We start from the raw sequence: 24,618 nt of genomic DNA on the forward strand, positions 1-24,618 counted from the left end.
CTGCCTTGCCGGCAGGCAGGTCGTTCAATATGACAAATTAGAATTTTTCAGAAGTCTCTATAGATTTATCCGGCCCTCAATGCATCAACAATTTTCAATCTTGATGCTCTGACTGATGGCAAAAATCCACCGACTATCCCCATAAGAATTGCAAAAATAATTGCAGCGATAATGATAACAGGAGAAAGCGCAAATCCAAATTCAAGTTCAGACCAGGAACCCCAGTTTAAAGTTGATATTGAGAAAAATGACAGGAATGATGAAAGAAGAATTCCAATACCGCCGCCAATCAACGCAATAATTAATGACTCCATTAAAAATGCAGCGAGAATACTTCTGCGTTTGAATCCTAATGCTCTCAGTGTCCCGATTTCGACTGTCCGGTTTGCAACCGCTGCATACATTGTAATCATTGCTCCGATAACGGCACCGAAACTAAAAATTATCGTTATAAAAATTCCAAGAATTCTTATAAAACCTGCAAGCAGTTCAGACTGTTCTTCATAAAATTTCTTTTCTGTTTTAACTTCAAATTGTTCCAGCCGTTTATCTGATTCAAAGGCTTTTTTAAATGCCTGAAAATTATTCGCATCGTCAAGTTTTATAGTGATAGAAGAAACACTGCTTCCCCGGTTAAATGCGCTTAAAAGCTGTAAAGCATCGCACCACAATTCTGAATCGAAACCACTGCCGTCTGTAGTAAATTTTCCAACTATCTTCCAATAATCGCCGGCAATTTTAATTGATTCACCAACTTCTGCACCTTTAAATTTCTTTGGAATAGATTCGCCAACAATTAATTCACGCGTACCGAAACTAAAAGTTCTGCCCTCAATAATTTTTATTTGAGGACGCAATTGATAAACTTCAGGTGAAACACCGCGAACAGTAATATTGCTCATTCCACCGGAAAGAATATCGAGTGTAATTACTACCACCGGTTCAGCGGAAATAATATCACTGCCATCAGAAGACTTTGCAATATGAGGAAGCGTACGGATTACATTTTGAGTTTCGCCATCAATTATGCTCATGATTTCACCGACAGCAGATTTTCTAACTATCTTCACATTGTCAGATGATCCGGTAGCAACCAGTGTTTTCTGAACTCCATACGCCATCATCAAGACTGCCGTAAAAACAAGAACTACTAATGCAATACCAGCAATTGTAATAATTGTAGTGAGTTTTCTGGTTTTAAAATTTCTCACAATATATTTTAATGGAATTTTCATTTTATACCATCAGTAAATTATTTCAATAATTTTAACCCACACCTTAATCCCTTCAAGCAAAGAGAATTAAAATCTCAGACATTTATCCAACAAACCTGAAGCCATCAATTATTTTTGTAGTTAATGCACGCTGAATCGGGAAAATTGCAGCAGCGATTCCAATTACTATTGCGGAAGTAACAGCAAGTATTATAGTAATTGGTTCAATCTGAAATACCGGGAACATTCCTTTTGGAATGAACTGCTCGAATATTGCAACAATAGGAAATGTTAAAAACAATCCTAATCCTCCACCAAGTGCAGAGATAAAAAGAGATTCACCCATAATCAATCCTGTAAGATGTTTACCAGAAAAACCAAGCGCTTTAAATACAGCATACTCTCTTGTTCGTTCACGCGCAGACATAATCATAGTGTTTCCAAGAACCAGCATTATTATTCCGATGATAACAAAGGACATAATATTCATTGAAGTTATAATAGCACTTGTTGATGAAAGAAATCCTTGCTGGAATGCTCTTTCAGTTTCAGTTATAGTTTCAGCCGGAGAATTTTTAAACAACGCATCAATCTTTTCAGAAATCATTGCTGATTTAGAAGGGTCATTAATTTTTTCAATATACCAGCCTACATCTCCGGCTCTTGTGGGCATTTCTTCTTTCATTCTTTCATTTACGTAATCCCAATGAAAGATCATCTGTGAAGCATCGGTAGTTTTATCTCTTGGTCTGTATATTCCACGAACCACAAAATCCCAAGTGCCCGGATAAATATCTCCTTCGAGTGTCATTACATCACCGATTTTCAGATTATACTGTTTAGCAATTGCTTCACCGAGTACACAGGCATTTCTTTCCTTCTTAAATGTTTCAAGTTCTTCTTTGCTGATTAAGAATTCCGAATAAACATCAAAAATAGTTTGAGCATCAGCAGCTATTCTTGCGAAGAACTGGTTCTTATCTATATACACTCCGCCGAACCAGTTTGCAAATGTTACTATCTCTATACCATCAACCTGAGCAATTTTATCTCTGTATGAATAAGGGAGAGGAAATATAAAAGATACTGCCTGACGGGTTATTAAACGGTTTGCGGAAGCTCCTTCAACTCCTACATACCAGGCTGTTACAACTGTTCGCAGAAGTCCGAATGCAATCACTGCAATAGCTATTCCGAGAATAGTAAGTACTGTTCTTAGTTTATGCCTGAGAGGATTTTTTAAAATTAATTTTAAAATTTTCATAATATCTCCATTTCAAAATTGTTAAGCAGGAATTAAATCACCTTTTTCGAGATGACGGATTATCCTTGCTCTGGCTGCAGCATGCGGATCATGAGTAACAATCACAATCGTTTTATGAAATTCTTTATTTAATCTTTCCATAAGAGTTAAAATTTCTTCGGCAGAATTTTTATCTAGATCACCAGTCGGTTCATCAGCAACTATTATAACCGGATCGGTAACGATTGCACGAGCAATTGCAACTCGCTGTTCCTGCCCACCTGAAAGTTGTTTAGGTGAATGATGCATCCGATCTCCAAGTCCAACAATTCCCAGTGCAGTTTCAACGTGTTGTTTACGTTCCGCTTTTGAAAGATGAGTGAGTAGTAGAGGAAGTTCAACATTCTCGTATGCGGAAAGAACCGGTATTAGATTACAGAACTGAAATACGAAACCAATCTTTGCTGATCGCCATTTTGCTAATGCTGATTCACCCAAAGTTGAAATATCTGTTCCATCTACTATTATGCTTCCATTTGAAGGTTGATCTATACCTGCAATCAAATTAAGTAATGTAGTTTTTCCTGAACCGGAAGGACCCATCAATGCAAGAAATTCTCCTTGCTCAACATTTATCGAAAGATTGTTAAGAACCGGAACTTCAAAACTATCTCTCCAATATGATTTAGAAACATTTTGAACCTGAATTATCGCTGACATTATTTCTCCAATAATTTTTTATTGCACTATCTTTACTTTAGTTCCCGCTTTTATTTCATCAGTAATTTTTCCAATTACAGAATCACCTGCTTCAAGTCCGGAAATAACCTCAGTATAATTTCCAATACTTCTGCCGGTTTTAATCTCGACTGGTACCGCTGTATCGTTATCAACTTTATAAACTACCGATGAACCATTTTCCTGTCTGATAGTAGATGTTTGAACAACTAAATATTTTTCTTCACTTAACATTTTAGCATCAATCGGTTGAGATAAAAATGAAACTTTTGCACTCATTTCAGGTAAAACTCTGGAGTCGTATTCTTTAAATCCAACTTTAACCATAACAGTAGCTTTTGAACGATCAGCAGTCGGAACGATTTTAAAAACATATCCGGGATAACTTTTTTGTGGGTAAGCATCCAGAACAATTTCACAATCCTGATATGTTTTTATCCGATCAATATTTGATTCAGAAACATCAGCTTCAATCATCAGTGAATTCATATCAGCAATAGTAACCACAGCAGCACGTGAAGTAGTACTTGCACCAAACGGAGCCACGATTTCGCCAACTTCAGCGTTTTTTGTAAGAACAGTTCCATCGAACGGGGCACGGATTATCATATTCTCCAGAGAAACTTCTGCTTCCTGAATTCTGGCTTTAGCAATTTCTATATTTGCCAGCAGCATATTGTAAGTTGTTTCTGCCTGATCAAGATTTTGTTGTGAAGAAAGTCCTCGTGAGAAAAGTTCTTTTTCACGATTGTAACTATTTTGAACTTCATTCAATTGCGCTTGATAAAGCTGGAGACCTGACTTTGCTTCGTCGAGTTGAGCTTGAATATCCCTGTCGTCAAGCCTGGCAATTATTTGTCCTTTTTTTACTTTGTCGCCTTCGACTACTCCCAAATAAACCATAACACCGGTACCTTTTGAACTGACTGAAGCCTGCCGTTGTGCAACAACATAACCGCTGGCAGTTAATACTGCACTCGTCTGTGCGGTTGATTGCAGCATCACAGAAGTTAGTTTAACTTCAATTGTTTTTGAGAAAACGATTGGATATAAAATTATAATTGCTGCAATTATTGCAAGCGCGACTATAATTGTGACAATGTACTTACCTTTGTTTGATGGCTTATCACTTTTGGTTGAACGATCTATTTTTAAGGAAGACAAATCGGCAGTCTTCGTTTCCATTTTCTTACCAATTTTTTTTGTTAAATGACATTCAGGTAGCAGCAGATAAAAATTTCTTTGGAAATATATCGATTTGCAGTTCCTCAGCAAATAAAGATTGTATTATTTTTAAATTGTTGTGATGAACGGTAATATTAAAGTTTGAATTAGAAGATTAGAAATGTATTAAGATATTTCAATGTCTGATTCATCAACAAATAAAAATTATGAAAATTCATTTCGCTTATTTCTTTCGGTAGTATCTATCCATCCTGCCAGAACAACATCACCAGTTACATTCACAACTGTTCGGGACATATCAAGAATTCTATCAACACCAAGAATAATTCCTATTCCTTCTGCAGGAATACCAACTGTAATCAATACCATAATTACTAATGGAAGTGAACCACCGGGAACACCAGCAGTTCCGATTCCGGCTAAGATAGATAAAAACACAACAAGAAGCTGTTGAACAAGTGTTAGTTCAATTCCATAGAATTGTGCAAGAAACAAGACTGTCATTCCTTCATAAAGTGCAGTGCCGTTTTGATTTGCTGTGGAGCCAACTGTTAAAACAAAATTTGCGATGTCTTTATCGATCTTCAGATTATCAATTGAGTTTCTGATTGTTGTTGGTAATGTTGCATTAGATGAACTTGTTGAAAATGCTGTTATCATCACTTCGGAAATTTGTTTGAAGAATTCGACAGGATTTTTCTTAAGTGCATATTTGATTATCACACCATAAGTAACTAAGAAATGGATTGCAAGAGCAGCAAGAACCGCTAAAACATATAAAGAGAGGATTGATACAATTTTAAATCCAAGCTGAGAAGTTGTAGAAAAAATTAATCCGGCAACACCGATTGGTGCTAACTTCATCGCGTAACCAATTATTTTCATAAGTACATCATAAATTCCTTGCAACGTGAAAGTCAATCCCTGGATTTTTTCTTGTGGACTCATCGCCATAGCAATTCCAAATATCAATGAAAAAAACATAAGCGCCAGCAAACCACCTCCGCGGTAATTTGGGTCGAATGCATATACAATATCGACAAAAGGATTTCGAGGGATCAGATCTAAAATAATTTGCACAAAACTTTTTGACTCCTCTGCAGTTTTAATAATAGAGGATACGGATTGATTTGAAGTTAGTGAATTCATTAACTCTGTTCTGCTTTCAGGCGAAATGCCCGTACCTGGCTGAACCAGATTTACAATTACTAATCCGATAATTACAGAGACTGCTGTAATAACAATCGTGAACATAAGAGTTTTTAATCCTACAACACCGATTTTATGTATATCTCTGAAATCTGCCAAACCAAGAACAATAGCAGTAAATATCAAAGGGATGACTATCATAAAAATCATCCTGATAAAAATTTGCCCAATCGGGTACGAAATATTTTCTACAATCCATTTTAACAAGTCTTTATCAGTGACAAAAAGATTGCAGCCCAATCCGAGGATTAATCCAATAAGAAGCCCAAGCAGTATTTTAGAATGAAGTTTCATTTCTGACTTAAATAATGTGATGATTTAATGAAAATTATTAGATAAATTTGCCTCCAATTTAATATATTTTCGTTTTATTTATCCTCATTAAAACTTTAATAAAATATTTTTTTCTGGCAATATCACTCGATGATAAATAATCAATCAATCTTTTCAAAAAATCTGTTTAACACAACAGTTCTGGTTTCTGCACTCGGCTACTTTGTTGATATTTATGATTTGATCTTATTCGGTATTGTAAGAATACCTAGTTTAGTAGATCTGGGAATTAAAGGCGATGGTTTAATAACGACAGGTGTTTTACTCCTGAATATGCAAATGGGTGGAATGCTTATTGGCGGTATTATCTGGGGAATACTTGGAGATAAAAAAGGAAGAATATCCGTTTTATTTGGTTCAATATTCCTTTACTCAATTGCAAATTTTCTGAATGCTTTTGTCAGTTCAACTGAAATGTACGCAGTTTTAAGATTTTTCGCCGGCGTTGGATTAGCTGGTGAACTTGGTGCTGCTATAACACTTGTAAGCGAAGTTATGCCAAAAGAAACAAGAGGCTATGGAACGGCAATAGTTGCTTCGATTGGTGTAAGTGGTGCAATCGCAGCAGCAGTTGTAGGTGAATTATTCAACTGGAAAACTGCTTATATAATCGGTGGTGTACTTGGTTTTCTTTTATTAATTATGCGAATCAAAATGTTTGAATCCGGTCTTTATAAAAATCTTAAGGAAATTAATGTTGGTAAAGGAAAATTCTTCTCTCTCTTTACATCTAAAGACAGATTTTTCAGATATATGAATTGTATTTTAATAGGTATGCCTATATGGTTTGTTGTAGGAGTATTAATTACTTTTTCACCTGAGTTTGGTAAAGTTCTGGGCGTAAGTGAAACAGTCACAGCAGGAAAATCAATTCTGTTTACTTACTTAGGTCTTATTTTTGGAGATTTGGTAAGCGGTTTTCTTAGCCAGTATCTAAAAAGCCGGAAAAAAGTATTTCTTATTTTTTTAACCATGACGGCTATCTTTATTCTGATTTATTTATTTGTTTATGGACTATCACTATTTCAATTTTATTTCCTTTGTACGTTGCTTGGCATATCAATTGGCTACTGGGCTGTTTTTGTAACCACAGCATCCGAAATTTTTGGAACGAATTTACGTTCAACTGTTACTACAACCGTTCCGAACTTTATCAGAGGAACTGTTGTGCCCATCACGCTTTCATTTGAACTCTTAAGAGAATATACAGGGATGATTTATGCAGCCCTTATAGTAGGTTTATTTTGTTTAGTAATAGCTTACTATGCATTAAATAAACTTGAAGAAACTTTTGGTAAAGATTTAAATTATCTGGAAAAAATATAGAAAGAAGAATTATTGGATTTCATTAATCATTTATTCGAACTGTTCCTTAAATTAGTCGATCTGTTCCTTAATCTTGACGCTCATCTTCACGAACTGATTATTTACTACGGTATCTATACTTATATAATTCTATTTATCATAATATTTGCTGAAACCGGTTTTGTGTTTACACCTTTCCTGCCTGGTGATTCATTATTATTCGCGGCAGGAACTTTCGCAGCCACTGGTGCATTTGATATTCGCTTGTTAATTATTCTGTTAACTATTGCGGCTATTTTGGGTGATACAGTTAATTATTGGATCGGGAACCGTATAGGACCAAAGATATTTCAAAAGGAATCAAGATTTATCAAAAAAGAATATCTCCAAAAAACACATAACTTTTATGAAAAGCATGGAGGCAAAACAATAATCATCGCACGTTTTATTCCAATCATCAGAACATTTGCACCTTTTGTTGCTGGAATCGGGACAATGACTTATTCAAAATTTATTCTTTACAATATTGTTGGTGGTGCGGTTTGGGTATTATTGTTTGTTTTGGGTGGTTATTTTTTTGGTAATATTCCTTTGGTGAAAGATAATTTTTCTATCACAATAATAGCCATCATTTTTATCTCAATACTTCCGGGAATAATAGAATATGTCAGGCATCGAAAGAGAAAATTGTTGACTGAGAGTTCTGAGAAATAAATCAGAAAAAATTCTTCTGTTTTTAAAATTATTCCAGTATTTGTAATTTCATTATTTATCATTCACGGCAAGCTTTGTGAAACTTAATTAATTTTTGCTGATATGGAATAAAAGAGACTATTTTCTCAATTGTCAGGTTGATATTTTCTGATAAGAGTTTCCTTAAATAGTGCAAACCTGATTTCGACATTGGTGAAGCTAAATTTTAATACCAAAAAAATCCCAAATTCGCTCTTGACAATACTTTTTCGAATCCATAGGTTTGGAATGATTTAATGACATCTTTAATTTTACAATCATATTATTAACAGTTTTTTATTCCACAAAAATTCCCTGGTAATATCAATCAGTTAAATTTGGGTGGAACTTTCTTGCTATAATAAATGTATAACTTTTAGAATTTTCTGAACTGTTCTGCAACATACGTCATCAGTTGTAAAAAAATGTTGAAAAACGGAAGTTGTTCTAAAAGATTTCAAGAAACTAAATAACTTAAACTATAAATCTAATCAAAGGAGAAAAAGCCTTGAAATCTAAAAATGGTCTTAAAGGTGTATTCACAGGATTTGCAGGTATAGTAATACCTGTATTAATCGTAGTAGCTTTTATTATTTATTATTACGTTATGGGAAATCCTGAAAACTTCCAGGGAAATAATGTTAATAATCTTCCAAAACCAGGTAACTATCTTGGGATTATTTTTAAAGGTGGGATAATTGTTCCGATACTAATGGGAATTTTAATGATGGTTATTACCTTTTCAATTGAAAGATGGATAACTATTACAAAAGCAAAAGGAAAAGGAAGTATTTCAGCTTTTGTGATTCGCGTTTATCAAAAATTATCTCCAAAAGAAATTGACTCTGCAATACAGGAATGTGACAGGCAAAGAGGTTCGGTTGCAAATGTAATTAAGGCAGGTTTATTAAAATATCAGCAGGTATTCGGTGTAAAGGAAATGAATAAGGATCAAAAAATTGTTACCATTAAACAAGAAATTGAGGAAGCAACATCACTTGAGATGCCAATTCTGGAACAAAACCTCGTAATTCTTGCGACTATCGCACCTCTTGCAACCCTTATGGGATTGCTCGGAACAGTGCTTGGAATGATCAGGGCTTTTGCTGCGCTTGCAACTGCTGGTGCACCTGACGCAATTGCACTTGCAACCGGTATTTCGGAAGCACTTATTAATACTGCCTTTGGTATCGGTTCTTCTGCTTTAGCAATTATTTTTTACAATTATTTTACAACCAAGATCGACAAAATGACTTATGCTATTGATGAAGCTGGTGTTGCTATAGTACAGAACTTTTCGTCGCACCATAGTTAAAAAATTTATTAATTATTCAACCGGTTTGTAATTATGCCAAAAGTAAAAGTACCTCGTAAAAGTACATTGATCGATATGACTGCAATGTGTGATGTTGCATTCTTGTTGTTGACATTCTTCATGTTGACTACTCAATTTAAAGCAGATGAATCTGTTATAGTTGATACTCCATCATCAATATCAGAAATTAAACTACCCGATACTGACATTCTCAACATAACCGTTTCCAACGATGGACGTGTTTTTTTCCATATTGATAATAAAAACGATACTCGTGTACGTCTGCTTCAAAGAATAAGCGAAAAATATCCGGAATTAGAATTTACTCCTGAAGAAATCAAAGCATTTGAACTCACAGGAAATGTTGGTGTTCCCCTTTCACAGTTAAAGGGATATTTAGATTTAGAAGATGTTGAAAGAAAAGCTTATAATCAGCCAGGAATACCTGTTGATTCTACAAATAACGAACTCGGTATGTGGATTATGCAAGGCAGACTTACTAATCCAAATGTTCGTATTACAATTAAAGGTGATCAAGCTTGTCCGTGGCCAGTTATGAAAAAAGTAATGGATACACTTCAGGATAAAAACGTAAATAAGTTTAACCTTATTACCGATCTCGAAACTGATCCTAACAAATTGAAAGGGATTTAAGTAATGGCTGAATTAGAACAAAAACAAGGTGGTAAGAAGGGTAAGAAAAAGGGTCGCAAAAAAATGTCCACAAGAATTGACCTAACTCCAATGGTTGATCTTGGATTTCTGCTTGTAACATTTTTTATGTTAACGACCACTTTCAGTAAACCCCAAACGATGGAAATTAATCTACCTGTAAAACCAAAGGGAGAAGTAAAAGAAGAGGAACAAAATGCACTGAAAGCATCAAAAGCTTTTAATATTATAATTGATGGTGAAAACAGACTTTTTTGGTATCGCGGATTGCCACAAGAAGCTGTTGAACCATTGGTTGAAACAAATTACACTGCGGATGGTATAAGGAAAGTACTATTGGAACGAAATAGTTCAATCCCGGATATGGTTGTTCTAATAAAGCCAACAAATGAAGCAAATTATAAAAACGTTGTTGATATCCTGGATGAAATGAATATTTCCAATATAAAGCGATATGCATTAGTTGATATTACACCAGATGATCTTAAAGCACTTCAAAATTATAAAGAAGGTAAGTAATTATGACAGAAGAAAAGAAAAATCAAACTGACATTGAAGAGCTTATCTTTGCTAAAAAGAACAAGGAATATGGAGCTTATAAGTTAAGAAAAGCTTATAAGACATACCTTGCACTTGCAATGTGGATAGCAATTTTTGTTGTTCTAATGGTTACTACAGGTCCAGCTGTTTACAGAATGATAAACCCGGAAACAGTAGAAGTTACTAAAAAGAGAGTAGTACAAATAACTCAGTTGGAACAGCCACCATCAATTGGTGAGCAGAAAGAAATAGAGCAGGTTGAAGCTCCGCCGCCTTTAAAGTCCACTATCAAATTTACTCCACCTGTTGTAAAACCTGATGAACAAGTTAAAGATGAATATATTCCTACTGTTGATGAATTGAAAGAAGTTGATCCGGGAACTGAAACACAGGAAGGTAATCCTGAAGGCGTTGATTACAGTTTAATAGAAGTTGAAGAAAAAGTAGTCGAAAAAGAAGAAGCACCAACCTATTTCGTAGCAGTTGAAGAAATGCCTGAACCAATTGGCGGTATCAAAGCCATTCAGGAAAGAATTTCGTATCCTGAAATTGCTAAGAGAGCCGGTGTTGAAGGAAAGGTTTACATCCTCGCATTTGTGAATGAAAACGGAGACGTTACCAAAGCGCAGATTCTCAAAGGAATCGGCGCAGGCTGCGATGAAGCTGCACGTGATGCCGTCTTACAAACCAAATTTAAACCTGGTAAGCAGAGAGGAGTGCCTGTAAAAGTTCAGGTCTCCATACCGATTGTATTCAAGCTTCAGTAATTTGATATTCGACCAAAGGAAGTTATGCTTTGTCCATAATGAGCATCTTCAATCTTGCCATGTCTCTCATCTATATTGGAGCAGGTATGTTTCTTATTTTAGGTAAAAATATTTTCAGTTTTACAGATTTTCAGAAAATTGGTTTAGGAGTAATACTAATCGCTTACGGAACTTTCAGAACCTATAGTTCGATAAAAAAATTATTGGGGAAAGAGGAAGAGAATGAAAGTTAATTTATTCACTTCATTTATTGTTTGTGCAGCACTATTCTTATCAAACTGTAAAAGTTCTGATTCTCCATCGGATACACCTACTTACGGAAAAATTGCAATCTCCGTTGATGAAACTTTCAAACCACTGATTGAATCTGAAGTCGATACCTTCCAGAAAATTTATGAATACGCTGAAGTTACAGTAAAATACAAAACTGAAATTGACGCATTTTATGATCTGATGGAGACGGATATCAGGCTGATCATTGTTCCGAGAACACTTAATAAGACAGAACTTGAAGTATTTGAGAAATGGGAAATAGTTCCCAAGATCACCAAGATTGCTTACGATGGTGTTGCTTTAATCGGAAGTAAAGACCTAAAAGATTCTACACTAACTATAAAAGAAATCGGTGAACTTCTGAAAGGGGAAAATATACCGGGATTTAAGGATACGAAAATTATTTTCGATAATAGCAAGTCAAGCACGATTCGGTTTTTAAAAGAAAAAACAGGCGCATCTGAATTATCAAAAAATTGTTTTGCACTTGACTCCAATACTGCAGTACTAAATTATGTGGCTGCAGAAAAAAATTGTATTGGTGTTGTTGGAGTAAATTGGATCAGCGATTCAGATGATACTACCAGGTTGAGTTTTTTAAAATCGGTTAAGGTACTCGAGATAGCGATGACAAAAGATGATGATTTTTATAAACCTTATCAGGCGTATATTGCACAAAAGTATTATCCTTTGTGGCGTGAAGTTTATATAATCAGTAAAGAAGCTTACACAGGTTTGGGAACTGGTTTAACTGCGTTTATTGCAAGTGAAAGAGGTCAACGCATCGTACTAAAATTTGGTTTGGTACCTGCAACAATGCCTGTAAGACTTGTAGAATTAGTAGAAAATGAAGACTTATACATTAAACAGGAATAAACGATGTCTCGTAAAAATATTCTATACATACTTTTCTTACTTCTTTTCATTCCCATAAGCTTATGCGCCCAGGATATTACATCTGGTGTGAAGCTGATCAGAAATGAAAAATATAATGATGCAAAAAAATATTTTAAAGGGTTCCTATCTTCAACGTCAGCGTCTGAAGCATATTTCTATCTTGGAGAAATTTATATGATCGAAGAGAATGTAGATTCAGCGAGGATTTGTTATACAAAAGGAATGGAATCTAATAAAGATTTTGCGCTTAATTATGCCGGTATGGTTAGACTAAATGTGCTTAATGGAAATGATTCAGAAATTGCTAAGAACAGAAACCAAGCTTTCGACTTAAGTGATGAAGAAAATCCAAAAGTTTATATTGTAATTGCTGAAGCTTTTATGCACATTAAATACTTTGACACTGCTATGCAGATAATGGATAAAGCATTGGCGAACAAACTAAAAACAGCGGATATTTTTATTACAATTGGGAAAATATATCTCGGGAAAATCAACGGCACAGAAGCAATAAAGAATTTTGAAGAAGCTTTAAGAATTGAACCGGAGAACCCTGAAGCTCTTTCACTAAAAGCCAGAGTTTATTCGCTTATAAGTAATTACAATTCAGCAATTTCACTTCTCGAAGAAGCAATCGCAAGCGACTCCACCTATTCACCGGCATACAAAGAACTCTCAGATGTTTATTCAAATATTAATAATTATTCTAAAGCTGCTGAGTATTACCTGAAGTATATCAACAAATCAGAAACAAATAATGAAAAACTAAAAAGGTATGCTTCAATTTTATACCTTAATAAAGACTACCGGAAAGCCATTGACATTCTTGAAGAATTAGTAAGTAAAGATCCTGATAATTCGTCTTTAGTTAGAATTCTTGCATATTCATACTTCAAATTGGATGACATCGAAAATAGCAAGTCATACTTCCAAAAATTATTTTCGATGTCCGATGATAAATATCTGCCAAGTGATTATGAGAATTATGCTGAGTTGCTGAGTAAAACCGGGAATGATTCCTTAGCGATAGAATATTTAGCTAAGGTAGTTCAAGCAGACAGCTCACGCAATGATGTTTACGGAAAAATGTCTATCCTCTACTACAAGAATAAAAATTGGGATGGTGTTATCAGTTCACTTAATAGAAAAAAGGATTTAACTGCTCAGGAATATTTTGATCTTGGTAAAGCATATTATTTCACTCAAAAATATAATGAAGCTGATAGTGCTTTCAGTACGCTGGCATCAAAAGTTCCTGATCTCGCAATTGCTTATTTCTGGCAGGCAAGAGTTAAAGCTAATTTCGATCCTGAATCAGTTGAAGGTCTTGCAAAACCTTACTATGAACAGTTCATCACAATATCACAAGAGGATACGACTAAATTTAAAAAAGAACTTATTGAAGCTTACTCCTACCTCGGCTATTATTATTATTTGAAAACTGATAATGCAAACTCGAAATTATACTGGCAGAAGGTTTATGCACTTGATCCTAAGAATGCGCAAGCTGTTGAAGCTTTAAAAAGTTTATAATAAAAATATTTTTCTTATTTCTTAAAAGCGTTCTTAAACAGGACGCTTTTTTGTTTTAAATAAATTATTCCTCCAACGTAGATAGATTTCCCGGATCAATTCCCAAAGCTTTTGCTTTTAAAACTCTTCTCATAATTTTTCCGCTTCTAGTTTTGGGAAGTGAATCAACAATTTCGATACGTTCAGGCTTTGCTATTGGACCGACTTCGTGACCAACGTGCTGTCTTAACTCTTCAATCAGCTTATCTGATTTTTCATAGCCTGTTCTTAAAATTACAAACGCGTGTATTGCATTCCCTTTTATTTCGTGAGGCAGTCCAATAGCTGCGGCTTCTGCAACAGCAGGATGACTTACAAAAGCACTTTCTATTTCTGCAGTACCTAGTCTATATCCTGAAACTTTTATTACGTCATCTACTCTGCCAATCACCCAATAGTAACCATCTTCATCTCTTCTGGCGGAATCACCTGTCATATAAACACCTGGAAATCTTGACCAGTATTGCTGGACGTATCTTTCAGGATCATTCCATATTGTTCTGAGCATTGCTGGCCAGGGAGTTTTAATTACTAGAAATCCTTCTTCATTGTCTGCAACTGATTTACCTTCTTCATCAACAACATCCACTTTTAGTCCTGGGAATGGTTTGGTTCCTGAACCTGGTTTTAATGGTGTACATGGCATCGGTGTAATCATAAACATTCCTGTTTCTGTTTGCCACCAGGTATCCATAATTGGACAGCGTTCACCGCCGACAACTTTATGATACCATCTCCATGCTTCAGGATTTATTGGTTCACCAACACTTCCGAGTAATCTTAGTGAAGAGAGATTGTGTCTTTTAACCCAGGCATCACCGAATCTCATAAAACCTCTGATTGCAGTTGGAGCTGTGTAAAGAATATTGATTCCATATTTTTCGATCATTCCCCACCATCTGCTTGGATAAGGATAAGTCGGCGCTCCTTCATACATAAAAGAAGTCGCACCATTTAGAAGAGGTCCATAAACAATATAACTATGTCCTGTAACCCAGCCTGGATCTGCGGCACACCAAAACCGGTCTTCTTCGTGAATGTCGAAAACATATTTCAGAGTTGTGTACATACCAACCATATAACCGCCGTGAGTATGTACGATTGCTTTAGGCTTACCAGTCGTTCCGGAAGTGTATAGAAGATAGAGCGGATCCTCAGCATCCATTATCTCTATATCGCATGAATTTCCTGCGATAGGCAACGACATCAAATCGTGATACCACATATCTCTTCCAAATTCCATATTAACTTCGTGACCGGTTCGTTTAACTACTAAAACGCTTTCAACAGTTGCTGCTCTTTGAAGTGCTTCGTCAGCAATCTTTTTCAACTCAACAATTTTTCCTCTCTGGTAAGCACCATCGGCAACAATTAAAACTTTAGACTGACTATCTTCCAATCTTTCACGCAATGCTTCAACCGAAAAGCCACCATAAACAACAGAATGAATTGCACCAATCCTTGCACAGGCAAGCATTGCCATTACAATTTCAGGAATTCTTCCCATATAAATTGTCACACGATCACCTTTTTTAACACCAAGACTTCTGAGAACGTTTGCAAAGCGGCATGTTTCTCTCTTCAAAGCAAAATAAGACAAAGATCTGAAATCACCATTCTCCCCTTCCCAGACAAATGCAACTTTATTACGCCGGTAAGTTTCGCAATGAACATCAAGACAATTATATGCGATATTCGTTTTTCCGTTTACAAACCATTTGAAGAAAGGTTTTTTGGAATCATCAAGTACTTTATCCCACTTTTGAAACCAGTGAAGATTTTTAGCTTCATTTTCCCAAAAACCGATATAATCTTTGTCAGCTGATTGATATAACTGCTGGCATTTTGCATTAGAATTTTTAATGATTTCTTCGGTTGGATAATAAACATCGCCGGAGAGTTTTTTATCTGTCATAATTAGTTTCCTCCATTTGCAGGATTATTATTATATCGTCCTGACGTATAGTGTTAACTGGCAATCAATTTATTTATTTAATGGTTATTTATTTTTCTATTCTCTGCTATCTGCTGAAAGTAAAACTCAATATTTTTACATTGAGATAGATGTTTCATTCAGTTTGTTATGCTCGGATCATTAACTAAACTATTTAAGAGCTACACTATTTATACCTTACATTATCTTCCAGACTGCTACCGGGCTGCACCCACTCTTTAATGGTTTTAATCTTATGATCATCAAGTTTTGCACCCGGATGAGTAAATGTATAAATCGGCAGCGGCATATTTTCTTTTTCAATTTCCTCAACTATTTCCTCATATATTTTTTCTCTTTTCTCAGCTTCATATTTATCCCACTCAGAAAAGTTAAGATGCTTTCTTCCATCATTCACATCTCCGGCAACTAGAAAGGAAACCGGTGCAATGTGAGAATACCACGGCCAATCTGTTTCGTTGGAGTGACAATCGTAACACGATTCGCGCAATATTGAAGCAACTTTTTCGGGTGCATTAATATCCCAACTGATTGAAGGATTTGTTCGTTCAACAGGTACAAATTGGATCCCAACTAAAATTACTACCAATGCAATTACAATTTTTTTCATTTGAATTAACTCTCTGATTATTTAAAAAATTTATCAATTGATAAGCCGGGTATTTTTATTCTCAATCAACTTATCAGCAATTGATTATACTAACTTTGGTCCTGCAGCAATAATTTCTTTCTCTGTATCAGCTTCATATTCTCTGAAGTTATTCACAAACATAACTGCCAGTTTTTTTGCCATTTCATCATAAGCATTTTTATCTTTCCATGTATTTCTCGGATTTAAAACATCAGCAGGTACACCTTCGCAGGATTTTGGAACTTTTAAATTAAATACAGGATCAGTCTCATAATCAATATTTTCAAGTTTTCCATGGAGAGCTGCATTTAACATTGCTCTTGTATATTGAATTTTCATACGTGAGCCGACACCATAAGGACCACCAGTCCAGCCAGTGTTGACAAGCCAGCATTTCACGTTGTGCTTTTTAATTTTCTCACCCAAAAGTTTTGCATAAACAGTAGGATGCCAAACCATAAACGGAGCCCCGAAGCAAGTGCTGAATGTAGCTTTCGGTTCAGTAACTCCTTTTTCTGTTCCTGCTACTTTTGCAGTATATCCGGAGATGAAATGATACATCGCCTGTTCTGTTGAAAGTTTAGAAATAGGCGGCAAAACACCAAATGCATCAGCAGTCAGCATAATAAGATTTTTCGGATGACCAGCTTTTCCTTCTTCAACAATATTTTCTATATGTGTAAGTGGATACGCAGCCCGTGTATTTTCAGTGAAAGTGTCATCGTTTAAATCTATTCTTCTGGTTTGTGCATCAATCTGGACATTTTCAAGTATAGTACCGAATCTTCTGGTTGTATCATAAATTTCCGGTTCTGCTTCTTCAGAAAGGCGGATAACTTTAGCATAACATCCTCCTTCATAATTAAATACTCCATCTTCACTCCAGCCATGTTCATCATCGCCGATTAGTTTTCTTCCCGGATCGGCAGAGAGAGTAGTCTTTCCGGTGCCGGATAATCCAAAAAATAACGCAACATCTCCGTGTTCTCCAAGATTAGCAGAGCAGTGCATTGACATAACATGATCAATAGGCATCAGGTAATTGAGAATAGTAAAAATTGATTTTTTAATCTCACCGGCATAGCTGGTTCCACCAATGAGTACAAGTTTCTTTCCAAAATTTATTATGATGAAAACTTCGGAGTTGGTATTATCAGACTGCGGATACGCGTGAAAGTTTGGCATCTGCATAACAGTAAACTGAGGAACATGATTTTCAAGCTCTGAAGAATCATTATATCTTCTGAACATGTTTCTCGCAAACAGATTATGCCAGGCAGCTTCAGTTATAACCCTGATAGGCAGACGATATTTTTCGTCAGCACAAACATAGCAGTCTTCAACATAAAGATCTTTCCCCTGTATATAAGCCATCATCTTTGCGAAGAGACGATTAAAATCTTCTTCAGTCATTGATTTATTTGCTTTACCCCACCAGATATTTTTTTCGCTTGATGGTTCTTTAACAATAAATTTATCATTCGGACTTCTTCCGGTGTGATGTCCGGTTCTTACTACAATCGGTCCTAAATGAGCAAGCAATCCTTCTCTTCTCCTAACCACCTGTTCGTATAATGCAGGCGTTCCATAATTATAAAAGACTTCACGGATATTACGTATTCCCTGTGCCTCTAATTCTTTAATTACTTTATCTTTAAGAATCATTTTTACTCCTTAGTTTTCATGAAAGTTATATTTTAAAATAATTGTTACATCAAATCCGAAAAATCATATTCAATATTCTCTTCACAATAAAATGGTTCGCCGTATTTTTTTCGTATCTGGAAACCATAAAATTCTGCACGCGTTCTGACGTAATCGAGAAATTCCGGTTTACTGATAAATGTGTCTTCCTTTTTTGACCTTGGATTATGAAACTGGCTTTTATACTTGCCGACTGATTCCATTTTCTTTTGGAAATGCTCAGAGATGTCCACGATAAACGTTGGTTGAAACAGATATGTTTGCATATAATAAAATAGCTTTTTGGGTCTATATTGAATCTGGGACTTTCCGGCAAACTTTGTTTTGAATTTTTCCAGACCAGAACTAAAAAATGCTCTCTTTACTAAATTGCTCACATCCATGTGGTCCGGATGACGATCGTTAGAGTAAGGAGCAAAAACTATCTTTGGTTTGTATTTCCGAATAAGTACAACAACACTCCTGAGATTTTCTTGTGAAGCTAAGATATTGCCATCAGGAATACCAAGATTTTCGTGAGCTTTCAGATTAAGAATTTTTGAAGCAGCAGCCGTTTCTTTTGCACGTAATTTTACGTTGCCTCTTGTGCTTAGTTCGGCTTTAGACAAATCGGCAACACCAACCTTCAATCCCTTCGAAGTAAATTTCGCAATCGTTCCGCCCATTGATAGTTCTGCGTCATCAGGATGAGCTGCAAATACAAGAATATCTAATTCCATCGTTTAAACTTTTTCCTTTTTGAAGATATGAAATAATCCAAATATACTTTTACCGATCGAACAGTCAAAAAATATATTTTGTTCTAATTTCCCTTCTAAAATAAGTTTTATAAATAACATTTTTCACCATTAAGAAATATTTGATTTTTATCAACTAATGTTTAATTTGTAGTAATTCTTTTTACGGTCAAACCATTTTATAATAACGGAGTAATAATGAAATACCTTGCAACCGCAGTACTTATTTGTTCAATGTTCCTGACTGTTAGTAATGCACAGCCTGCATATCAATGGGTTCTAAAAAGATCAGGAAGCAGTCTCGGAGGACCAATAGATTATCACAATTTCAATCCTGATATAGTTTACTATGGCTCGAATGCTACTATTTACAAAAGCACTGATCGCGGTGAAACTTTTTCAGCCACAGGAACCAACGTACCTGGTTCTTCAGAAATAAAAGCAATATTGCTTGATGATAGTAACCCCGGAACTTTTCTTGTAGCAATTGAATCTTCACCTGAGAAAATTATGAAAACTACCAACGACGGTCAAACCTGGACAACATCTCTTAATAATGTAACATTTTCTTATTTCGGAATTCCAATAACAGAAGATCCATCACACCCTGACACAGTATATACAATGAACGGAGTTAATTTCCTTCGCTCGCCTGATTTTGGTGATACATGGATTACATTATCCTCTAATACTGGTTCGAACTCTGCACCTTGCGATATTGAAGTTTTCCCTGATACTAGTATAATTTTAATTGGTGATAACGGAACCGGAATATTCCGGAGTACAGATTATGGTGTTACATGGTCACAAGCATATAGTACTTCAGGTGAAATACCGACAATCTCTATTAATTATACAACACCGGGAATAGCCTGGGCTACTAAATGGGGCGGTGGTGGTGGATTATTAAAATCAACTAATTATGGTTCTACATGGAATTTGCAATCTGGTTTTACCGGAACGAGTATGTGGGGAGTTCACGTTCAACCAACAGACGGAAATATGGTTATTGCTGGTTGTTATTCCTGTGGAGCTTCATGGAGAACAAAAAATGGTGGACAAACCTGGACTCAAATTTCAATTGGCGGATCAAACTATCAATATTCAATTGTTGATTCAATGACACAGTTTGCTGCTCAAAGCAGCGGATTTTATAAACTGGAATCTCAATACTTTATTCCTGTTGAATTGGCTTCATTCGTCGCTGAATTATCCGGTAATGATGTAACACTTAGCTGGACAACGGCAACTGAGCTAAACAATCAAGGTTTTGAAATTGAACAAAGTTTTGATAACCAAAACTTCAATAAAATAGGATTCGTACCGGGATTTGGAACAACAACTGAAATGAAATCATATTCTTTCATCATTCCTGATGTCAATGCGGTTGTTCAGTATTATAGATTAAAACAAATTGATTTTGACGGAACATCAACAACTTTTAATTCTGTTGAAGTAACAGGACCAATGCCAGATAATTTTGTACTTAACCAAAATCATCCAAATCCATTTAATCCTTCAACAACTATTTCGTTCACATTACCCGTCGAATCGTATGTAACAATAAAATTATTTAATATGCTTGGACAGGAAGTTGCTAAGATTGCAGATGGAAGTTTTCAAACCGGGAGCCATAACTTTGAGTTTAACGCACAGAACTTAACAAGTGGTGCTTACATTTATACGTTAGAAGCTAATGGAGTGAATGGACAGGTGTTCAAATCAACAAAGAAAATGTTGCTGCTGCGTTAAAGAATTATCATTGATATAATTTTGTTTTTCATTTATTATGAAGTCCCGGTTTTCGGGACTTTTTAATTCAGGAGATACCTATGAAAATAAATTTTATTCTTGTTTTAGCTTTTATTTCTTTCATCGCTTATGCAAATATCGATTATCTGCATGGAATTGTTGGGATGACTTTAAGAGATGGAGGAATCGGTTGTATCTGTCACAATATTGAATCTAACGATTCTGTTTTTGTTTGGATTGAAGGACCGGATAGTGTAAAAAGAAATTCTACCCAACAGTTTAAACTATTTATGAGCGGTGGTCCGGCAATTGCCGGTGGTTTTAATTTAGCAAGTTATTTTGGGGAACTCGACTCTGTTGACACTTTAACACATGTAATGTTCGGCGAACTAACTCACACGCAGCCAAATCCATTCATAAATGATACTGTATCTTGGAATTTTTTATATACCGCACCCGATTCAATTTTAACTGATACGATTTATTCTGTCGGAAACAGTGTTAATTGGGACAGCATACCAAGTAACTTTGATCAGTGGAACTTTGGTCAGAATTTTGCAGTTCAGGTAACCGATTACCCAGTAAATCTGAGTAATGAAAATAAATCGCCAAAAGATTTTGTGCTATATCAGAATTATCCTAACCCATTTAATCCTTCAACCAGAATTAGTTTTCAAATTTCAGATTTCGGATTCGTTAGTCTGAAAGTTTATGATATTCTTGGAAATGAAATTGCTGTTTTGGTAAATGGAAATTTAGCTGCAGGTGAATATGAGGTTGAATTCAATATTAACTCGGTCGAAAACCGAGACCTCACATCCGGAATATACTTTTACCAGTTGACTCAAGAAGGTCCTGAATCAAACCCGACTGACAGTGATGTAGGTTTAGAACAAGGTTTTGCCGAAACAAAAAAAATGATTCTTTTAAAGTAGTTCTGGATAAGGATTTTTAAATTCCCGGATATACGCCAAGAAAAATCATCAGGAAACCAATAGTATCATAAATTCCATGAGCTAAAATTGCTGCCCAGAGATTTCTGTTTGTTGCGAAGTAAAGCCAGGCAAATATGAAACCTGTTATTGCTGTGATGATCATCCCGGATAAACCCTGATACAGATGACCGAAGCCAAATAACAAATTGGAAAGTATCAGTCCAACAATCCATCCTGTATTATTTCTGTTGAACAAATCTGCAATCCTGTGCATCAGGTAACCACGATAAATCATTTCTTCAATGAATGCAGCAAATGTCCATGATAATACAAAATAAAAAAGTAATTGAGGAACATTTCCCACCATTGGTCTGAAAAAACTAACATCAGGAATATCGCCAGTTAGCTTTCCGAGGAAAGGTTCAATAACATAAAGGCTTAATCCCTGAAAAATAATTCCGACTAACAATGCGAGTGATATTGTCTTCTTCCAGTTTTCTGGTTTCTTTAAACCAAAATCGCTCCACCCTTTTCCTCTCAACCATAATGAAAACCAGGCATAAAGAACAATAGCTAATATTATAAACTGTGTTATCCAGCCAAGTTCTATTGCTAGTAAAATGAAAATTGCTAGTGATAACTCAACGAAGGTAATCCATCTGTTGTGTTCGATAAATGATTTTATTTGTTCGCGCATAGGTGATTGTTAATTTTTTGTCTAAATAAATTAGAAGTATCTTAAAACAGAATAAACACTTTCAATTAACTGTCCTTCGATTGATGGAATCATTACATTATGGGCAAACAAAGATATAGATGAAGTATAAATCAATCAACATTTTGGATCATCATAATTAAAATTCATTATTCTTAAAAATTGAGTTCCAAGAAAAAAAATTTAGGAAAATTTGAAATAACTAATTAGTTTTCACAACATATTAATCTAAACTAAATTGTAATTGCAGTTTCATTTGTAAAAGTTTATCCCAAAATCTACTCACATATTTAAAAGTTATCCCGGATGAAAAAATACTTTATTAAAAAGCCACTTCATATCCTGCTGGAAGAAGTACACGGTGAGAATCGATTAAGAAGAATTCTTGGCCCGGTTGCATTGACAAGCCTTGGAGTTGGAGCGATAATCGGAACCGGAATTTTTGTCCTGACCGGCGTAGCTGCACATGATAAAGCAGGCGCAGCAGTTGTGCTTTCATTTTCGGTCGCTGGTATTGCCTGTATCTTTGCAGCATTATGTTATGCTGAATTCGCTTCAATGGTTCCCGTTGCCGGTTCTGCTTATACTTATGCATACGCTACTCTTGGTGAATTATTTGCATGGATAATTGGTTGGGATCTTATTCTTGAATATGCTGTTGCTTCTGCTACAGTTGCACACGGATGGTCTCACTACTTTCAGGATTTTATCGGGATTATCGGGTTACATCTTCCGCCTGAATTAACAAAAGCACCGTTTGATTTTGATGTTGCAACAGGACAGTTCGTCTCAACAGGTTCAGTCGTTGATATTACAGCTATAATAATCGCACTGATTATTACTATAATACTTGTTAAAGGAATTAAAGAGAGCTCAGGATTTAATACAAGTATGGTAATAATAAAGTTAGCTGTTGTTTTACTTGTAATAATTGTCGGTGCAATGTATATAAATTCAGCTAACTGGGAACCATTTGCACCTTTCGGTTATGCTGGTTTGAGTATTTTCGGTCATACAATCTGGGGTGAAACCGGAGCCGGAGGAGTTCCGGTTGGAGTTCTTGCAGGTGCTGCGATGATATTTTTTGCTTACATAGGTTTTGATTCTGTCTCTACTCATGCAGAGGAAGCAAAGAGACCACACCGTGATGTCCCGATTGGTATTATTACTTCTCTGATTTTGTGTACAGTACTTTATATTCTGGTCTCCGGTGTAATTACAGGAATGGTGCCTTACGACAAAATTGATATTGACGCACCCGTGTCAAATGCATTCAAACAAGTTGGTTTGGAGTGGGCACAATTCATCGTTTCGCTTGGAGCAATTGCCGGAATAACATCCGTCCTTCTAGTTATGATGCTTAGTCAACCAAGAATTTTCCTGGCAATGGCTCGTGATGGTCTTCTTCCTGAAAATATTTTTGGTGCAGTTCATGAAAAATTCCGGACGCCATGGAAATCAACTATTCTTACAGGAATTTTTGTTGCTCTGTTAGGTGGATTTTTGCCGCTGAGAATACTGGCAGAACTTGTGAATATAGGTACCTTGTTCGCATTTGTTGTAGTGTGTGCGGCTGTACTGATAATGAGAAAAACTCATCCTGAGGCTGAAAGACCATTTAAAGCGCCTTTGTTTCCGTTCGTTCCTATAATGGGAATTATAACCTGCCTCATTCTTATGTTTTCACTTCCCGAAGAAAATTGGTTGAGATTATTTGTTTGGCTGGCAATTGGTTTTGCAATCTATTTCCTTTATAGTGTAAAACACAGTAAGCTTAGAAAGCTAAACCAAAATGAATTGAAAGATTAAAGTTCAGGGACACTTTATGCTGTGTCCCTGTTTCATCCTATACATAATAATATTAGTACTGCAATTATGTAGCGAAGCTCGCTTCTATAACTTTTATTCCGTTCTTCAAAATATATTCACTAGAAAATTTTTTCTGAACTTTTCTTGAAGTGGATTATACTCTACAGCTTGCATATCTCTGAAGAGTCTTTCCATTCCAAAATTTCTGTAAAATCTCCGTCCACCAACTGCTGATTAAAAAGAGTGTTCAATAATCGCGATACATTTCAAAAAGTATTCTACCGATTTCAAATTTGTTATAATAATCACTCGTGCGAATATCCACGAATAGGTTTAACAAATTCTTGAACTATAAAATATTTGTATTACAAAAATTGACTGAATAA

Annotated in this window: 21 protein-coding genes and 1 pseudogene; 12 read left to right on the forward strand and 10 right to left on the reverse strand. The window is 35.5% G+C overall.

Features of this window, described 5'->3' with window-relative positions; all coding sequences use genetic code 11:
* Positions 1–65: 65 nt before the first annotated feature.
* From HND39_00475 to HND39_00495, 5 genes are all read right to left on the reverse strand, one after another.
* Positions 66–1,235, reverse strand: a complete 1,170-nt coding sequence (locus tag HND39_00475; GenBank protein QKJ94861.1) for an FtsX-like permease family protein — start codon at positions 1,233–1,235, stop codon at positions 66–68.
* Positions 1,236–1,317: 82 nt separating this feature from the next.
* A complete protein-coding gene (locus HND39_00480; protein ID QKJ94862.1) occupies positions 1,318–2,478 on the reverse strand; it encodes an ABC transporter permease in 1,161 nt (386 codons plus the stop codon).
* Positions 2,479–2,499: 21 nt separating this feature from the next.
* On the reverse strand, positions 2,500–3,177 hold the full coding sequence (locus HND39_00485; protein QKJ94863.1) for an ABC transporter ATP-binding protein: 678 nt from the start codon (positions 3,175–3,177) through the stop codon (positions 2,500–2,502).
* An 18-nt stretch (positions 3,178–3,195) separates the two neighbouring features.
* On the reverse strand, positions 3,196–4,380 hold the full coding sequence (locus HND39_00490; GenBank protein ID QKJ94864.1) for an efflux RND transporter periplasmic adaptor subunit: 1,185 nt from the start codon (positions 4,378–4,380) through the stop codon (positions 3,196–3,198).
* Between the two features lie 204 nt (positions 4,381–4,584).
* Entirely contained in the window at positions 4,585–5,883 is a 1,299-nt protein-coding gene (locus tag HND39_00495) for a dicarboxylate/amino acid:cation symporter (GenBank protein ID QKJ94865.1), read from the reverse strand.
* A 129-nt stretch (positions 5,884–6,012) separates the two neighbouring features.
* On the opposite strand from HND39_00495, the gene HND39_00500 reads away from it, so the two are divergent.
* The 9 genes and pseudogenes from HND39_00500 to HND39_00540 all read left to right on the forward strand — a co-directional run bounded on the left by HND39_00500 (position 6,013) and on the right by HND39_00540 (position 13,956).
* Entirely contained in the window at positions 6,013–7,248 is a 1,236-nt protein-coding gene (locus HND39_00500; GenBank protein ID QKJ94866.1) for an MFS transporter, read from the forward strand.
* Between the two features lie 21 nt (positions 7,249–7,269).
* On the forward strand, positions 7,270–7,941 hold the full coding sequence (locus HND39_00505; protein QKJ97820.1) for a DedA family protein: 672 nt from the start codon (positions 7,270–7,272) through the stop codon (positions 7,939–7,941).
* Between the two features lie 625 nt (positions 7,942–8,566).
* Positions 8,567–9,274 (forward strand): MotA/TolQ/ExbB proton channel family protein, encoded by a 708-nt coding sequence (locus HND39_00510; protein QKJ97821.1) that lies wholly within the window; start codon positions 8,567–8,569, stop codon positions 9,272–9,274.
* A 33-nt stretch (positions 9,275–9,307) separates the two neighbouring features.
* Positions 9,308–9,928, forward strand: coding sequence for a biopolymer transporter ExbD (locus HND39_00515; protein ID QKJ94867.1), 621 nt, complete (start codon positions 9,308–9,310; stop codon positions 9,926–9,928).
* Between the two features lie 3 nt (positions 9,929–9,931).
* A complete protein-coding gene (locus HND39_00520; protein ID QKJ94868.1) occupies positions 9,932–10,465 on the forward strand; it encodes a biopolymer transporter ExbD in 534 nt (177 codons plus the stop codon).
* A gap of 455 nt (positions 10,466–10,920) precedes the next feature.
* A pseudogene (locus HND39_00525) lies at positions 10,921–11,253 on the forward strand (energy transducer TonB).
* Positions 11,254–11,339: 86 nt separating this feature from the next.
* A complete protein-coding gene (locus HND39_00530; GenBank protein ID QKJ94869.1) occupies positions 11,340–11,486 on the forward strand; it encodes a hypothetical protein in 147 nt (48 codons plus the stop codon).
* Positions 11,476–12,402, forward strand: coding sequence for a phosphate ABC transporter substrate-binding protein, PhoT family (locus tag HND39_00535; GenBank protein QKJ94870.1), 927 nt, complete (start codon positions 11,476–11,478; stop codon positions 12,400–12,402). Before HND39_00530 ends, HND39_00535 begins: the two co-directional genes overlap by 11 nt.
* Positions 12,403–12,405: 3 nt before the next feature.
* Complete coding sequence (locus HND39_00540) at positions 12,406–13,956, forward strand: tetratricopeptide repeat protein (protein ID QKJ94871.1); 1,551 nt, start codon at positions 12,406–12,408, stop codon at positions 13,954–13,956.
* 64 nt (positions 13,957–14,020) lie between these two features.
* Here HND39_00540 and acs read toward each other — a convergent pair whose 3' ends face one another.
* The 4 genes from acs to bshB1 all read right to left on the reverse strand — a co-directional run bounded on the left by acs (position 14,021) and on the right by bshB1 (position 19,003).
* Positions 14,021–15,910, reverse strand: a complete 1,890-nt coding sequence (gene acs / locus HND39_00545; protein ID QKJ94872.1) for an acetate--CoA ligase — start codon at positions 15,908–15,910, stop codon at positions 14,021–14,023.
* A gap of 205 nt (positions 15,911–16,115) precedes the next feature.
* The gene (locus HND39_00550) at positions 16,116–16,559 is read right to left on the reverse strand and encodes a heme-binding domain-containing protein (GenBank protein QKJ94873.1); all 444 of its coding nucleotides are present in this window, start codon (positions 16,557–16,559) and stop codon (positions 16,116–16,118) included.
* Between the two features lie 84 nt (positions 16,560–16,643).
* Positions 16,644–18,245, reverse strand: a complete 1,602-nt coding sequence (locus HND39_00555) for a phosphoenolpyruvate carboxykinase (GenBank protein QKJ94874.1) — start codon at positions 18,243–18,245, stop codon at positions 16,644–16,646.
* A gap of 44 nt (positions 18,246–18,289) precedes the next feature.
* A complete protein-coding gene (gene bshB1, locus HND39_00560; GenBank protein QKJ94875.1) occupies positions 18,290–19,003 on the reverse strand; it encodes a bacillithiol biosynthesis deacetylase BshB1 in 714 nt (237 codons plus the stop codon).
* Between the two features lie 216 nt (positions 19,004–19,219).
* On the opposite strand from bshB1, the gene HND39_00565 reads away from it, so the two are divergent.
* The gene (locus HND39_00565) at positions 19,220–20,773 is read left to right on the forward strand and encodes a T9SS type A sorting domain-containing protein (protein QKJ94876.1); all 1,554 of its coding nucleotides are present in this window, start codon (positions 19,220–19,222) and stop codon (positions 20,771–20,773) included.
* A 290-nt stretch (positions 20,774–21,063) separates the two neighbouring features.
* Positions 21,064–21,708 (forward strand): T9SS type A sorting domain-containing protein, encoded by a 645-nt coding sequence (locus tag HND39_00570; GenBank protein QKJ97822.1) that lies wholly within the window; start codon positions 21,064–21,066, stop codon positions 21,706–21,708.
* Between the two features lie 16 nt (positions 21,709–21,724).
* Here HND39_00570 and HND39_00575 read toward each other — a convergent pair whose 3' ends face one another.
* The gene (locus tag HND39_00575) at positions 21,725–22,405 is read right to left on the reverse strand and encodes a CPBP family intramembrane metalloprotease (protein ID QKJ94877.1); all 681 of its coding nucleotides are present in this window, start codon (positions 22,403–22,405) and stop codon (positions 21,725–21,727) included.
* Between the two features lie 324 nt (positions 22,406–22,729).
* Between HND39_00575 and HND39_00580 the strand changes: the two genes are divergently transcribed.
* Positions 22,730–24,232 carry an amino acid permease gene (locus HND39_00580; protein QKJ94878.1) on the forward strand — a complete coding sequence of 501 codons (1,503 nt, stop codon included), beginning with the start codon at positions 22,730–22,732 and terminating at the stop codon, positions 24,230–24,232.
* Positions 24,233–24,618: the final 386 nt, after the last annotated feature.

The sequence above is a fragment of the Ignavibacteriota bacterium genome (genome assembly GCA_013285405.1).
Lineage (GTDB): Bacteria > Bacteroidota > Ignavibacteria > Ignavibacteriales > Ignavibacteriaceae > IGN2.

Bases quoted from the DNA above. Each gene is read 5' to 3' on its own strand.
- HND39_00495 (QKJ94865.1), bottom strand. From the start codon at position 5,883: ATGAAACTTCATTCTAAAATACTGCTTGGGCTTCTTATTGGATTAATC.
- HND39_00530 (QKJ94869.1), top strand. From the start codon at position 11,340: ATGTTTCTTATTTTAGGTAAAAATATTTTCAGTTTTACAGATTTTCAG.
- HND39_00575 (QKJ94877.1), bottom strand. From the start codon at position 22,405: ATGCGCGAACAAATAAAATCATTTATCGAACACAACAGATGGATTACC.
- HND39_00555 (QKJ94874.1), bottom strand. From the start codon at position 18,245: ATGATTCTTAAAGATAAAGTAATTAAAGAATTAGAGGCACAGGGAATA.
- bshB1 (QKJ94875.1), bottom strand. From the start codon at position 19,003: ATGGAATTAGATATTCTTGTATTTGCAGCTCATCCTGATGACGCAGAA.
- HND39_00480 (QKJ94862.1), bottom strand. From the start codon at position 2,478: ATGAAAATTTTAAAATTAATTTTAAAAAATCCTCTCAGGCATAAACTA.
- HND39_00540 (QKJ94871.1), top strand. From the start codon at position 12,406: ATGTCTCGTAAAAATATTCTATACATACTTTTCTTACTTCTTTTCATT.
- HND39_00510 (QKJ97821.1), top strand. From the start codon at position 8,567: ATGGGAAATCCTGAAAACTTCCAGGGAAATAATGTTAATAATCTTCCA.
- HND39_00565 (QKJ94876.1), top strand. From the start codon at position 19,220: ATGAAATACCTTGCAACCGCAGTACTTATTTGTTCAATGTTCCTGACT.
- HND39_00550 (QKJ94873.1), bottom strand. From the start codon at position 16,559: ATGAAAAAAATTGTAATTGCATTGGTAGTAATTTTAGTTGGGATCCAA.
- HND39_00570 (QKJ97822.1), top strand. From the start codon at position 21,064: ATGAGCGGTGGTCCGGCAATTGCCGGTGGTTTTAATTTAGCAAGTTAT.
- HND39_00490 (QKJ94864.1), bottom strand. From the start codon at position 4,380: ATGGAAACGAAGACTGCCGATTTGTCTTCCTTAAAAATAGATCGTTCA.
- HND39_00515 (QKJ94867.1), top strand. From the start codon at position 9,308: ATGCCAAAAGTAAAAGTACCTCGTAAAAGTACATTGATCGATATGACT.
- HND39_00535 (QKJ94870.1), top strand. From the start codon at position 11,476: ATGAAAGTTAATTTATTCACTTCATTTATTGTTTGTGCAGCACTATTC.
- HND39_00580 (QKJ94878.1), top strand. From the start codon at position 22,730: ATGAAAAAATACTTTATTAAAAAGCCACTTCATATCCTGCTGGAAGAA.
- acs (QKJ94872.1), bottom strand. From the start codon at position 15,910: ATGACAGATAAAAAACTCTCCGGCGATGTTTATTATCCAACCGAAGAA.
- HND39_00475 (QKJ94861.1), bottom strand. From the start codon at position 1,235: ATGAAAATTCCATTAAAATATATTGTGAGAAATTTTAAAACCAGAAAA.
- HND39_00520 (QKJ94868.1), top strand. From the start codon at position 9,932: ATGGCTGAATTAGAACAAAAACAAGGTGGTAAGAAGGGTAAGAAAAAG.
- HND39_00500 (QKJ94866.1), top strand. From the start codon at position 6,013: ATGATAAATAATCAATCAATCTTTTCAAAAAATCTGTTTAACACAACA.
- HND39_00485 (QKJ94863.1), bottom strand. From the start codon at position 3,177: ATGTCAGCGATAATTCAGGTTCAAAATGTTTCTAAATCATATTGGAGA.